Here is a 13,488-nt window from a genome sequence, read left to right as displayed (position 1 = left end):
CCGGCGGACGCTACCGCGGGGGTTCAGGCGCCGACCGCGGCGATGGCTGCAGTGAGTTCGGCCCCGAGATTCGGAATGGCGAGGTGCACGCCACTGGCCACCACCGGTGTTCCGCCCACGACCACGTCGGTCACGTCACCGGCACCAGCGGCGAAGACGACGGTCTCGAGCAGCGACTGCGGGGCCCAGCCCGCGGTGCGCACCGAGTCGAGCCGGATCGTCACGAAGTCGGCGAGGGCGCCGACATCGAGCATCCCGGCCTCCGACCAGCCGAGCGAGGCCGCCCCGTGGACCGTGGCCGCTTCCAGCAGTTCGGATGCCCGGAAGTGCCCGCGCTTGTGGCTGGCCACCCGCTCGGTCATTTCGATTCCGCGGGTCTCTTCGAACGGGTCGATCACTGCGTGGCTGTCGCTGCCGATTGTCAGTCGCACCCCGTGTTCAACGAGTTCCGCGGCCGGCCCCAGGCCGTCGGCGAGGTCGCGTTCGGTGGTCACGCAGAAGCAGGCGAACGCGTCTCGGGCAGACATGGCGGCGATGTCGTCGTCGGTCAGGTGTGTGGCGTGCACCGCCGAGGCGAGGCAGTCGAGCACGCCGTGCGCCGCCAAGTGTTCGGTGGGGGTGACGCCGTAGACGCGCAGGCAGTCGTCGTTCTCGGCCACCTGCTCCGATACATGCGCGTGGATGGGCGTCTCATGGCGGTGCGCCCATTCGGCGACCGTGGCCAACTGGTCTGCCGGCACTGCGCGCACCGAGTGCACGGCGGCGCCCACGCGCACGGTGTCGCCGGTCACCCGATCCCGGGTGCGGGTCGCCCGTTCGGCCCAGCGGGCCGCGGTGCCGTCGCCGAACCGGCTCTGCGCCTCGGACAACGGGACATGTGCGTCGCTGTCGCGAGCAAATCCCGGACCGAAGCCTCCCGCGAGGTAACAGGTGTCGAGCAGTGTGAGCCGGATGCCGGCATCTCTGGCGGCTCGTGCGATCGCCTCACCCATCGCCGAAGGCTCGGGATACGGCACGCCGCCGACATCGTGGTGCACGTAGTGAAACTCGCCCACGCAGGTCATCCCGGCCAGCACCATCTCGGCGAATGTCGCACGGGCGAGCCGGTAGTAGTTGTCTGGTTGCAAACGGGCGGCGACCGCGTACATGCGCTCGCGCCAGGTCCAGAAGCTGCCGCGCTCGGCCTGCGTGTGCCCACGCAGCGCCCGGTGAAAGGCGTGCGAGTGCGCGTTCACGAACCCGGGAACGGTGATGCCGCGAAGCACGGTCGCTCCCGCAGGCGCCTCGACCACGTCACGCTCGATGCGGCTGATCCGGTCGCCCGTGACTTCGATCAGAACGCCGGTTTCAGCGCTGTCGCCACCCAACCAGGCGTGCTCGGCCCACCAGGTTGAAACCCTCTCGTGCGGACCGTCTGGTGCCGCCTCGTCAGCCGCGGTTCCGGTGCTCGCGATTTTGTCGCTCACTGTCCCGCCGTAACGGTTTCGGCCGGCGACGTGAGCAGGTCGGTGAGCACCGCGGCCAGCGCGATCACCCCGTCGACGCAGTCGACCTCTTCTGCATATTCACGGGGGCTGTGGCTGACTCCGGTCGGGTTGCGCACGAAGAGCATGGCGGTCGGAACCGCGTTCGAGAGAATTCCGGCGTCATGCCCGGCTCCGGTCGGCAGCACCGGTGCACTGATGCCGGCGGTATCCAGGGTCGCAACCAGCCGGTCGCGCAGCGGCCGGTGAAAGTCGATCACCGGGGTCCACGACTCCTGGCTCACTTCCACCTCCACTCCGTGGGCGGTGCCGGCGGCGGATGCCTCGGCAGACAGGTCGCGCACGACCCCCGAGACAGACGCCTCATCGGCGGCCCGGGTGTCGAGCCACGCGTCGACACGCGCGGGGATGGCATTGGTGCCGTTCGGATCGACCCGTACCCGCCCGAACGTGCTGACGGCATCGTGGGTCTCGGCGATACTGCGCGCGGCGAGGATGGTCGTCGCGAACGGCAGCATCGGGTCGCGGCGGTCGACGAGCGCGGTGGTGCCGGCGTGGTTGCCCTCGCCGGTGAAGGTGAAGCGCCAGCGGCCGTGCGGCCAGATCGCGCTGGCCACACCCACCGACGCATTCTGGTCCACCAGGTTCTTGCCCTGCTCGACGTGCAACTCGACGAAGACTCCGATCTTCGCCAGGGCATCCGCGTCGTGCCCCATGTCTTGGGCCCGGATGCCGGCGGCGTCGGCTGCGTCGGCAAGGGAGATGCCGTCGTTATCGGTGAGGGCGCGTGCCGTGTCGGGATTGGTCTGGCCGGTCATCAGCCGAGAGCCGAGGCAGGCCAGCCCGAACCGGGAACCCTCCTCTTCGAAGAAGTTGATGATCACCAGCGGTCGCACCGGGGTGACGCCGGCCGCTCGCAGGGCGTCCAAGGCGAGAAAGGAGCTGACCACGCCGAGCGGGCCGTCGAACGCACCGCCACCTGGGACACTGTCGAGATGGCTGCCGGTGGCCACCGCACCCGATGTCGGGGTTCCCCACCACGCCCACTGGTTGCCGTTGCGGTCGACCTCCACGTCGAGGCCGCGCTTCGTTGCCTCTGCTGTGAACCACTCCCTGAGGCTCAGGTCGACGGCGGTGAATGGAAACCTGTTGTAGCCGCCAGATACCCGGTCGCGCCCGATGGGGCTGAGGGTTGCCCAGGTGTGGTCAAAGCTTCGGCGGATTGCCGCCGGGTCAGCAGACAGGTTGGTGGTCGAACCGTTCGGCGAGGTCATCGGTACATGCTTTCTTCACGACAAGGGGGTTGCTGCGGCTCCTTTGAATGTACTGCACCCGCCGGAACGGAACGCTGAGGGCTACGGGATAGCGGTCTGGTCACGCAGACAGATCGGCTCTCGTTTGAGTGCCGCAACAATACCGCGCAGGCCTAGACTCTCTTCACCGCGACCGAATTCGGAGCCGACCGCAAGGAGCTGACGATGACTGCTACGCCACCACTTCGCGGCCGAAAGGTTCTTTACCTCGACCTTGACGACACCATGGTGGACTTCGCCAGCGGTGTGCGGCGACTGAACCACGTCGAGACGGTCGAATACGCCGGTCGATACGACCAGGCGCCGGGAATCTTCTCGCTCATGGATCCGATGCCCGGTGCGCTTACAGCGCTCCATCTGCTGGCACAGCACTTCGACACGTACCTTTTGTCGACCGCGCCGTGGTTGAATCCGAGCGCGTGGACCGACAAGCTGCTCTGGGTGCAGCAGCAGTTCGGCATCGAGGAAGGCACCGATGCCTACAAACGGTTGGTGCTCTCACACCACAAGAATCTCAACCGTGGCGACTTTCTGGTTGACGACAGCCCTGCCCACGGTGCCAGCGAGTTCGTGGGGGAGTGGCTGCGCTTTGGCCCGGATGCGGCCTTCAGCACCTGGCAGCAGGTCACCGACTACCTGGTGCCTCTGGCCGCCGGGCCAACCCTGGGCGAGGCGATTGAGATTGCGCGTGATGCCCACGCCGGGCAGGTCGACCGACTCGGGGTGCCCTACATCAAGCATCCCCTCGAGGTGATGCGTCGGGTGAGCACGGAGGAGCAGAAGATCGTCGCGATCCTGCACGATGTCGTGGAAGACAGCCCGGTGACCGTCGCCGACCTGACTGCCCTCGGCTTCTCCGCACGGGTCACCGCCGCGGTGGCTGCCATCACGAAGATCCCCGGCGAACCGCTGGAAACATCGATGGCGCGAGTGGCCGCCGATCCGCTCGCAACGGTGGTGAAGATGGCCGACCTCTCCCACAACGCCGATCCGGATCGGATTGCGCTTCTCCCCGCCGAAAAGCGTGCCGAACTCCAAACACGCTATGAGGAATCGGCGCGCTTGATCGGCTCCGATCTCGACGCGATCCTCTTCGAGGCGCAGGATGCCCGCTTCGGCGAACACCGCTGACGATTCGCGTGCCCGATACGCCGCGCGGATCCGGCCGGCCGCGCGCAGAGGTGCTTGAACCGGGCGGTTCTGGCACAGTGGAGGGATGGTCATTCCCTACCGTCGCATCGTGATTCTCACCGGGGCAGGAGTCTCCGCCGAGTCGGGTATCCGTACTTTTCGGGCTTCTGATGGTCTCTGGGAGGAGCACAGGGTCGAAGATGTGGCCACTCCCGAGGGCTACGCCGCCGACCCGGTCCTGGTGCAGCGCTTCTACAACGAGCGGCGCCGGCAACTGGTGGGTGGTATCGTGCGACCGAACGCCGCGCACGAGGCATTGGCGCGCCTGGAGGCAGAGTTTCCCGGTGAGTTCCTGCTGGTGACACAGAACATCGACGACCTGCACGAGCGGGCGGGATCCCGTGGGGTGATCCACATGCACGGGGAACTGTTGAAGGTGCGCTGCGAACACTGCGGGCGCCTCACCGAGACCCGGGCCGACGTGAGCGTCGACGACATCTGCGCCCATTGCGGCACTGGGGGCCTCCGCCCCCACGTGGTCTGGTTCGGAGAGATGCCGCTACGGATGCCCGAGATCGACGACGCCTTGCAGCGCTGCGACCTGTTCGCGGCGATCGGCACCAGCGGCAACGTGTATCCGGCGGCAGGCTACGTGCGGCAGGCGGCCCGCGCAGGTGCGCACACCGTGCAGATCAATCTGGAGCCGACCGCGATCAACTCCGATTTCGACGAGATCCGGCTGGGACCGGCCGGTGAACAGGTGCCCGCCTGGGTCGACGAGCTGCTTGGCTCCTGACTCAAGCCGGCCGGGTCGAGTCAGCGTTCCTCGTCCGGCGCCAGCGCCGAGATGATCTCGTAGGCGACATGCGCCGCGGCCACACCGGTGAGCTGGGCGTGGTCGTAGGCGGGAGCAACTTCTACAATGTCGGCACCGACCAGGTTGACGTTGCGCAACTCGCGCAGCATGGCCAAAAGTTCCCGACTGGTCATCCCGCCGGCCTCGGGTGTGCCGGTGCCCGGCGCGTGGGCCGGGTCGAGCACGTCGATGTCAACGGAGAGGTAGACGGGTCGGTCGCCGAGCCGTGTGAGCATCCGGTCGATTGCCGATTGCAGCCCTTCGCGCTCGATCTCGTGGCTCGCGATGATGGCGAACCCGAGTCGCTCGTCGTCGCGCAGGTCCTGACGGTCGTACAGCGGGCCGCGGATGCCCACGTGCAGGCTGTGTTCCATATCGATCAGGCCCTCTTCGGAGGCGCGTCTGAACGGCGTGCCGTGCGTGATCGGGGCTCCGAAGTAGGTGTCCCAGGTGTCAAGGTGGGCGTCGAAGTGCAGAACCGCGACCGGGCCGTGTTGTTCCGCAGCGACCCGGAGCAGGGGGAGTGCGATGGTGTGATCGCCGCCGATGACCACCAACTTGGTGCCGTCGGTGCTCAGGTGGCGGGCGCCGGCCTCGATCTGGCCGACCGCCTCGTCAATGTTGAACGGGTTGGCCGCGATGTCGCCGGCGTCGGCCACTTGCTGGTGCGCGAACGGGGAGACATCCTGCACCGGGTTGTAGGGGCGCAGCAGGCGGGAGGACTCCCGCACGTGGGCGGGGCCGAACCGGGCGCCGGGGCGATAACTGACGCCGCTGTCGAACGGCACACCCACCACGGCGATGTCGGCGCGGGCGACCTCATCCAGCCGCGGAAGCCGGGCAAAGGTCGCGATGCCGGCGAACCGGGGAACCACACTCGCGTCGACCGGACCAATGGGTTCTTGACTGTTTTCCATGGGGTGCTCCTCACACTGATGTGCCTGGTCACACGCTAACAGAGGCGGGTGTGACGGCGTCGCGTGCCAGGCCGCTGACACGGAGGCCCGTCACGGCACGAGCAAGATCTTGCCAATGTGCTCTGACGACTCCATGCGGCGGTGGGCGGCGGCGGCGTCTTCGAACGAGAATCGACTGTCGATGATGGGACGATAGCGGCCGGATTGGACCCAACCCCAGGCGTCCTCGTGCAGGCCGGCGATGATTGCCGCCTTCTCAGCGTGCGGGCGGGAGCGGAGCGTTGTGCCGGAGTAGTGTCCGCGCTTCTGCATCAGGAAGAACGGGTTGAAGGCGGTCTTCTCCCCGCTCTGGTTCGCAATGACCATGATGCGCCCGTCGGTGGCGAGCGCGGCGATGTTTCGGGCAGCGTACGCGCCCCCGACCATGTCGAGGATCACGTCGGCGCCCTGATCCTCGGTGGCTGCCTTCAGTTCGGCCACGAAATCCTGTTCGCGATAATTGATCAGGATGTCTGCGCCGAGGCTCCGGCAGGCCTCGAGCTTTTCAGAGGTGCCAGCGGTCACCGCGATGCGGGCGCCGGCGAGGTGGGCCAACTGGATTGCGGTGGTGCCGATGCCGCTGCTGCCGCCGTGCACGAGCAGTGTTTCGCCCGCTCGCAAACCGGCGCCCGCGATCGGTGCACCGCTCATGAACACGTTCGACCACACCGTCGCCAAAGTCTCCGGCAGGGCGGCAGCATCGATGAGATCGACGGAATCAGGGACCGGAAGCACCAGATCCTCGTGCACCACGGCTTCGGTGGCGTAGCCGCCGCCGGCGAGAAGCGCGCAGACCCGATCACCGGTTCTGAACCGGGTCACCTCCGGTCCGATCTCGGTCACCGTTCCTGAAACTTCGAGCCCCGGCCACTCGGGAGCGCCCGCCGGAGCCGGATAGTTGCCCAGGCGTTGGGCCACATCTGCCCGGTTCACACCGGCGGCCGCAACAGCGATACGGATGTCGCGGGGCCCGATGGGCAGTTCGGGCACGGTGGTGAGAGTGAGGGCATCCGGTCCACCCGGTGTGCTGATAAGAATTGCGCGCATGCCTTGATCCGACGAGGGGATCGCGCGCTCACTGAAGAGAGTCCGTTGTTCGCCTACTCCGCACGAAGGGGATCGCTTCGCGACCCCTCTGACAGCGTTGAAGAAGAGCTGCTCAGCGCAGCGCCTTCTCAGTTATTGCATCAACCACAAAGGTGCTGCCCCATCAGCGTGCGGTCGGGCCAAGAACCTCGTCAGGCTCGCTCCCTGCCGGTGCAGGCTCCTTGAGCTCAACGAAGATGCAACGCGTATCGGTCTCGCCGACGTTTTCGCCGCTGTGGCGTTGCGCCGTCAGCCACCGGGCGGTTTCCGCCGGCATCTCGACGTCGATGCTCTTCTCTCCGGCCACCAGCCGACGCCGAAACGCTGTGAGGGTGATCATCACGCTGTCTGGGTGGTCGTGGGGCACGGTGGCCTGCCCAGGGCTGTCCGCGTACTGCAGAACACGCACCCTCTCGTTCTCGAAGACCACAGAGTAGAGCCCGGGGTTGCTGATGACAGGGTCAGACTTCATGCCTAGAAGGTACGCCCGCCGAAAGTGCAGCACAAGGGTCGAATCCGACACTTCCGGCGTCCCTCAGTGCGCGGCTACGATTCGTAGCATGAACCTGCCCGAGGTGTGCGTCTGTTATCTGCTGCGTGAAAAGCCGACCGGCATCGAGGTTCTTCTGGGTCGCAAGAAAGGGGGCCTTGGGGAGGGGAAGTTGGTCGGCCCGGGCGGCAAGCTGGAACCCGGCGAGAGCGCTGTGGAAGCGGCTGTTCGCGAGGTACACGAAGAGGTCGGTGTCACCGTTCTTCCGCAGTCGCTGACGTTGATCGGGGAACTCAGCTACCCGTTCACCCATCATCCGCAGTGGAGTCAGAAGTCCTGGGCGTTCATCTGCCGGGACTTTGCGGGATCCCCGGCGGAGTCAGAAGAATTGGCACCGTCGTGGTTTCCTCTCGCTGAAATGCCCTACGACCGAATGTGGGACGATGCCAAACACTGGCTTCCCCGGGCCCTCGGCGGCCAGTTCGTGCGGGCCACCTTCACTTTCGGGGAGGATGCCCGAACAGTGGAGTCGACTGACTACCGCAGGTGAATCTGCGGTGTCGGTACGATGGGCGAATGTCTTCCACCACTGGTTTCGTCATCCCCTCCGCCTGGAGTCTCGCCGGGCGCACCACACTCATCACCGGTGCCGGCAGCGCATCAGGAATCGGCTTTGCCGCTGCGCGGATGCTCGGTGAACTCGGCGCCCGGGTCATCGTCACCTCGACCACCGACCGGATCTCGGATCGGGTGGCAGAACTGACTGACCTGGGAATCAGCGCCACGGGGATCGCGTGCACACTCGACACCGAGGCAGGGGCGCAGGTCTTGGCCGAGCAACTGGCCTCGAGCGGTCTGGAACCGACAATCCTCGTCAACAATGCCGGCATGGTCGCGGTCGGCGACGCGGAGATGCCGCACGGTGATATCAACACGAGTGCGGCGGAGTGGGATCACGGGCTGGCAATCAACCTGTCAACAGCCTTCCATGCCACCCGAACCGTGATCGGGAACATGAGGAAGGCGCAGTGGGGCCGAATCGTGACCGTATCCAGTGTCAGCGGACCGTTCATGGCCTCACGTGGCGACATCGCCTACGCGAGTGCCAAGGCCGGACTGGTCGGGCTCACCCGGGCGCTCGCCGTCGATGAGGCACGCAACGGCATCACCGCGAACGCGGTCGCCCCGGGCTGGATCGCCACCGGTTCACAACTCGCGAGCGAAGAGATCGAGGGCGGCCTCGTGCCCGCTGGCCGCAGCGGCACGCCGGATGAGGTGGCGTCCGTGGTCGCCTGGCTCGCATCTCCGGGCGCCTCCTATGTGACCGGTCAGACCATCGCCGTCGACGGTGGCAACACCGTGGGCGAAGAGCGCCGCTGAGGTAGGGCACACTCTCTGGATAAAGTAGTGATGATCGATCACATCTTGGTCGCATTGCTGCATTTTTGAGGAGATGGCCCTGACTGTTTATGACTTCTTCGACGGGCAGGAACTGACCCGACCCGACGTGACGCCAGCTGAGGCCGAGGCAATGGCGGCCAAACTATTCGGCATCGTCGGCACGGCACGGGAACTGGGGAGCCACCAGGACCGCAACTTCCGGATCGACACCAACGGCTCGTCCGGAGCCACAAGTTACCTTCTCAAGGTCGACAACAGTGCGTTCTCGGCCCAGGAGCTAGAGGCGCAAGACGCGGCGATGACGCACCTGAGCGCGCGAGGTCTGCGTGTGCCCGCTCCCATTCGCGGGCTGGACGGCCGCACTCGGCAGACCTGGCCGACCGACCGGGCGTCGCTCTCGGTGCGCCTGCTGACCTTTTTGGCCGGCACCCCGTTGACCGACCAGCGCACGTTCGGCCCCACAACAATCAGTGCACTGGGTGCCTTGTGCGGCTCTGTCGTCCGGGGCCTGGCAGACTTTGACTGCGAGGGGCTCGACCGTTCCTTGCAATGGGATCTGCGCAGCGGCGGGCGAGTCGTCGACCGCTTGATCGGTTATGTCTCCAGCGCAGAGCGCCAAGGCATCGTCACGGCGGCCACCGCGTCAGCGCTTGAGCGGCTCGCTCCGGTCATAGGTGAGCTGCGGGTGCAACCGATCCACGGCGACATCACCGACGACAACGTGCTCGGTGATGAGACCGGCGGTGCCCTGGTGCCGACCGCGGTGATCGACTTCGGTGACCTGGGCTTCGGCTGGCTGGTCGCCGAGATCGCTGTCACCGTTTCGTCGATCCTTCATCATGTGCCCGGCAACCCCGCAGCGGCGATTGCCGCAATCACAGCATTTGACCAGCAGATCGCGCTGACCGACGACGAGATCGCCGCCCTTTGGCCCCTGGTCGTCCTGCGCGGCGCCGTGCTCGTTGTCAGCGGGGAGTACCAAGTCAGGATCGACGGCGGCAACGACTATGCGGCCGAGCGCACCGATCACGAATGGCGACTCTTCGAAGACTCACTCACCCTCGGCTGGGACCAGGCCGAATCGTTGATCCGCACTGCGCTCGGCAGGTCCGGGCCCCGGGCTCAACCTGTCGGCGAATGGATCCTTGCCGGCCTCCGCTCGTCTGACGTGGCGAGCCTTGACCTGTCGGTCACCGCCGCCGGCTTGAACGATGGGCGTTGGTTGGAAGAAGACGCTGAATGGAAGCTTGCCCGGCAGGGTCTGGAGCACTCCGCCGTGCTGGCCGCGCCCTATGGGCACTATCGGATGACTCGGTCGGTGCCCAACAGCTCAGCGCAGCCGCACACCCTTTCGTTGGTGTGGGATCTTTTCGTCGCCGCTGGTACCCCGGTCTGTGCCCCCATCGACGCGCGAGTTGTTGCGGTGACAGCCGAGGCAGTGCATCTGCGGTCGGGGGAGATTCAGCTACGCCTGGGCGGTCTGGTACCGGCGGCCTCCGTGGGCGACTCGCTGGCGGCCGGGGCGACCGTCGGGGTCATCTCCGAGCAGAGACCCGGGATCGGTCGGCTCCGAGTGCAGCGCGTCGCCACGGGCACCGGCGAGGTGCCGGCGTTCTCGACGCCGGCCGAAGCGGCGCACTGGATGGCGCTGACCACAGACCCAGCTGAAGTCATCGGCCTCCAGCCAGCACCGAACCCATTCGATCCCGAGCGTGAGCTCGAGCGTCGCTCACACATCTTCGCCAGCGCCCAGGAGCGCTACTACGTTGAGCCACCGCAGATCGAGCGCGGCTGGAAAGAGTTTCTGGTGGCATCTGACGGGCGAGTGCTGCTCGACATGGTCAACAACGTGAGCGGCATCGGTCACGCCCATCCGCGCCAGGTCGAGGCGGTCGCCGCGCAGATGGCCCTGCTCAACACCAACTCGCGCTTTCTGTACCGTGCTCTCGCCGACCTGAGTGAACGTCTGGTGGCGATGGCGCCCGACCCGTCCCTCGACACCGTGCTGCTTGTGAACAGTGGCACCGAAGCGGTCGACCTTGGCCTGCGTCTTGCCCAGGTGTTCACCGGCCGCCGCCCGATCGTGGCGTTGAGGGAGGCCTATCACGGCTGGTCGATGGGGGCGGATGCCATCACCACGTCCGCTTACGACAACCCGTCTGCGCTGTCGAATCGTCCGGAGTGGGTGGAGATTGCGGACGTACCCAACCCGTATCGTGGGCAATACCGTGGCGCAGACAGCGCCGAGCGCTATCTGGTCGACCTGCGCGCTCAGCTCGACGCCATGATCGCAGACGGGCGGCACCCGGCCGGCTTCATCTGTGAACCGATCCTGGGCAACGCCGGGGGTGTGCTCATGCCCGACGGCTACCTGGCGGGCGCATACAAGGAGATTCGAGAACGCGGCGGGCTCTGCATCGCCGACGAGGTGCAGGTCGGCTACGGTCGCCTCGGCTCACACCTGTGGGGCGTGCAGCAGCAGGGTGCCGTGCCCGACATCGTCACGATCGCCAAGGCGATGGGCAACGGTTATCCCCTGGGAGCCGTGATCACCCGCACGGAGATCGCCGAGTCGCTGTCGCGGGAGGGGAGCTTCTTCTCCTCCGCCGGGGGCAGCCCGGTCAGCTGCGTCGCCGGCCTCGCGGTGCTCGATGTCATGCGTGACGAGAAGCTGCAGGAGAACGCGGAAGTGGTCGGCCGGCACCTGGTCGCCCGGTTGGAGCAATTGGCGACGCGGCATCAGATCATCGGCGCCGTGCATGGCATGGGGCTGTACCTGGGCGTCGAATTGGTGCGTGACCGGCAGACACTGACGCCTGCGACCGAGGAGACCGCGGCGGTCTGTGAGCGTCTGCTCGAACTCGGCGTGGTCATGCAGCCCACCTCCGAACGGCAGAACGTGCTGAAAGTGAAGCCGCCGCTGTGCCTGAGCCTGGCTAGCGCCGACTTCTTCGTGGATGCCCTCGACCGGGCGCTCGGCGAACTCTGAGCCGGTGCATCGCAGTGGCTCGCCCGGCGTGACGCGTCTGCACGTGCTAGCCGAACTGGTGGAGAATGACTGCTACCGCACTGGAATCTGCGTCGCTGAGAGTCGGAGCCGCCAACTGACCAGCGCCAGATCAAGTGCCGTTCGGCGCTCACGGTTGTTGAGATCGAGTCCATCGAGAAGCTCACCGATGCGTTCGAGCCGCGCGTAGAGGGTCTGCCGGCGGATTGCGAGTACCGCAGCGGCCCGGGTCTTGGACAAACCAGCGGCGAGATACGTGTCGAGCGTGACCACCAGATTGGCCCCGGTGCGGGCGTCATGGGCGAGGAGCGCGCCAAGCTGATTATTCACGAATTGCTGGAGTGCTTCGTCATCGACCAGCGAAATGAGCAGCTGATACAGCGCGAAGTCTGCGGCTAATACGACGGTGGATGAAGGCGCAAGCCTCACGGCCAATCGGGCGGTCTCGCGTGCGCTGGCCAATGCCTGGACGAGCGACCGCGCATCGTCGACGGGGGATCCGGCGCTCACGATCACACTGTCGCGCAAGAAAGCGGGAAGCCCTCGCACGAGTTCGTCCGCGAACCGAGCCAGCGTTGAGCGCATGTTCGATGAATCCGTGACAGCTCCGATCAGAATGTCGCCCTCATGCTCCGCCACCAGACTGGCCCCATAGACGCGGCTTGCCACCTCCCGGGCGGGAGCGAGAGCACTCGCCGCCGAGGTGCCTGCGACGCGTGCGCGGATGCACAGGGCAATAATCTGCTGGCCAGGAGACGCCACAAGTCCGGCACCCAGGGCTCGCGAGGTCAATTCGCCGCTTGAGAGGTGCCGATCAGAGGCCATGTCGCGCAGCAGCTCAGCACCCGCGTGCATCCGACTCAGCCCGGCGGCGCCGGTGCGCAGTACTTCCGCCGCCATCAGCGGTGCTGCAGCCGACAAGACGCTGCGTCGCCACTGGACTGCTGCTTTCCGAGCCGCCGACCCTCCAAGTGCAGCCCCACCGCCAACACGAGCACCATCAACGTTCGCCACCGAGTCGTCCGCGCCCAGAACCAGCTGCCCCCACAGCTCACCCGCGACCAGGATCGGCGCGGACAAATCCGCGTCGGCCACGTCGTCATCGGTGGCCGTCCCTGCAACCAGCTCGCCAGTGGCGGAGTACAAGGCGACGTGGCATGCGGCAATCTCACTGATGGCGCCGGTGAACGCGACCAGCCCATTGCTCTGGCCGTAGGCATGCAGGACTTTGTCTCCCACGCCAGAAGTCATCCGAAACGCCGCGAGCTCGTCGCCCAGAATGCGTGTCTGCGCAGCCTCCGTCACCTCGATGAACGGAACCACCCCGTGCAGCACGATAAGCGGCAAACCCGCCTTCCGGGCTTCCGAAACCAGCTCATCCGGCACCGACACGAATGTGCGGCTCAACTCGAGCACCAGCGCAACCACGCCCACTTGCGCGAGAGCGACAATATAGGCCCGCCGAGCACTGGGCGTCACACCGATCAATCCGAGACCGGTGGTCAGAAGCACTTCCCCGCCTTTGAGCAACGGCGAAATATCGTAGATCTCGCTCGTGTGCACCCAGCGAACCGGCAATTGGTCGAGCGCTTCGCCGTAGAGGATTTCGGCACGGGCACGCTTGAGTGCAGGCAGGGCAAGCATGTCGGCTACAGAGAAAGTCATGCCCTCACCGTACAGAGTGTGCGGTTATTGCGGCTGCCACGTGTCAAAACGTCCCTATGGCATTTACCTACTCGCCCCGTAGTCTCAGAGGTATTGCAG

General features: G+C 66.2%; 11 protein-coding genes. 5 read left to right on the top strand and 6 right to left on the bottom strand.

Features of this window, described 5'->3' with window-relative positions; all coding sequences use genetic code 11:
• Window positions 1–23 precede the first annotated feature (23 nt).
• Both DL891_RS14610 and DL891_RS14605 read right to left on the bottom strand, forming a co-directional pair.
• Window positions 24–1,466, bottom strand: coding sequence for a formimidoylglutamate deiminase (locus DL891_RS14610; RefSeq protein WP_232819198.1), 1,443 nt, complete (start codon window positions 1,464–1,466; stop codon window positions 24–26).
• Window positions 1,463–2,758, bottom strand: a complete 1,296-nt coding sequence (locus tag DL891_RS14605; RefSeq protein ID WP_111721183.1) for an allantoate amidohydrolase — start codon at window positions 2,756–2,758, stop codon at window positions 1,463–1,465. Before DL891_RS14605 ends, DL891_RS14610 begins: the two co-directional genes overlap by 4 nt.
• Window positions 2,759–2,962: 204 nt before the next feature.
• On the opposite strand from DL891_RS14605, the gene DL891_RS17365 reads away from it, so the two are divergent.
• The gene (locus DL891_RS17365) at window positions 2,963–3,928 is read left to right on the top strand and encodes a hypothetical protein (protein ID WP_198668937.1); all 966 of its coding nucleotides are present in this window, start codon (window positions 2,963–2,965) and stop codon (window positions 3,926–3,928) included.
• 85 nt (window positions 3,929–4,013) lie between these two features.
• The gene (gene cobB / locus DL891_RS14590) at window positions 4,014–4,724 is read left to right on the top strand and encodes a Sir2 family NAD+-dependent deacetylase (protein WP_111721182.1); all 711 of its coding nucleotides are present in this window, start codon (window positions 4,014–4,016) and stop codon (window positions 4,722–4,724) included.
• A 20-nt stretch (window positions 4,725–4,744) separates the two neighbouring features.
• Here cobB and speB read toward each other — a convergent pair whose 3' ends face one another.
• The 3 genes from speB to DL891_RS14575 all read right to left on the bottom strand — a co-directional run bounded on the left by speB (window position 4,745) and on the right by DL891_RS14575 (window position 7,298).
• Complete coding sequence (speB, locus tag DL891_RS14585) at window positions 4,745–5,701, bottom strand: agmatinase (protein ID WP_111721181.1); 957 nt, start codon at window positions 5,699–5,701, stop codon at window positions 4,745–4,747.
• 90 nt (window positions 5,702–5,791) lie between these two features.
• A complete protein-coding gene (locus DL891_RS14580; RefSeq protein ID WP_111721180.1) occupies window positions 5,792–6,787 on the bottom strand; it encodes an NAD(P)H-quinone oxidoreductase in 996 nt (331 codons plus the stop codon).
• A 163-nt stretch (window positions 6,788–6,950) separates the two neighbouring features.
• Window positions 6,951–7,298 (bottom strand): cytoplasmic protein, encoded by a 348-nt coding sequence (locus tag DL891_RS14575; protein WP_111721179.1) that lies wholly within the window; start codon window positions 7,296–7,298, stop codon window positions 6,951–6,953.
• 88 nt (window positions 7,299–7,386) lie between these two features.
• On the opposite strand from DL891_RS14575, the gene DL891_RS14570 reads away from it, so the two are divergent.
• The 3 genes from DL891_RS14570 (at window position 7,387) to DL891_RS14560 (ending at window position 11,706) form a co-directional block, all read left to right on the top strand.
• On the top strand, window positions 7,387–7,866 hold the full coding sequence (locus DL891_RS14570; RefSeq protein WP_157962537.1) for an 8-oxo-dGTP diphosphatase: 480 nt from the start codon (window positions 7,387–7,389) through the stop codon (window positions 7,864–7,866).
• A gap of 26 nt (window positions 7,867–7,892) precedes the next feature.
• Window positions 7,893–8,696: an SDR family NAD(P)-dependent oxidoreductase gene (locus DL891_RS14565; protein WP_111721178.1), complete on the top strand. Its 804-nt coding sequence runs from the start codon at window positions 7,893–7,895 to the stop codon at window positions 8,694–8,696.
• A gap of 73 nt (window positions 8,697–8,769) precedes the next feature.
• The gene (locus tag DL891_RS14560; protein WP_111721177.1) at window positions 8,770–11,706 is read left to right on the top strand and encodes an aminotransferase; all 2,937 of its coding nucleotides are present in this window, start codon (window positions 8,770–8,772) and stop codon (window positions 11,704–11,706) included.
• A 72-nt stretch (window positions 11,707–11,778) separates the two neighbouring features.
• Here DL891_RS14560 and DL891_RS14555 read toward each other — a convergent pair whose 3' ends face one another.
• The gene (locus DL891_RS14555; protein ID WP_111721176.1) at window positions 11,779–13,389 is read right to left on the bottom strand and encodes a PucR family transcriptional regulator; all 1,611 of its coding nucleotides are present in this window, start codon (window positions 13,387–13,389) and stop codon (window positions 11,779–11,781) included.
• Between the last annotated feature and the right edge of the window lie 99 nt (window positions 13,390–13,488).

The sequence above is a fragment of the Homoserinimonas sp. OAct 916 genome (genome assembly GCF_003260275.1).
Lineage (GTDB): Bacteria > Actinomycetota > Actinomycetes > Actinomycetales > Microbacteriaceae > OACT-916.
This window is presented reverse-complemented; position numbering and strand designations above follow the sequence as displayed.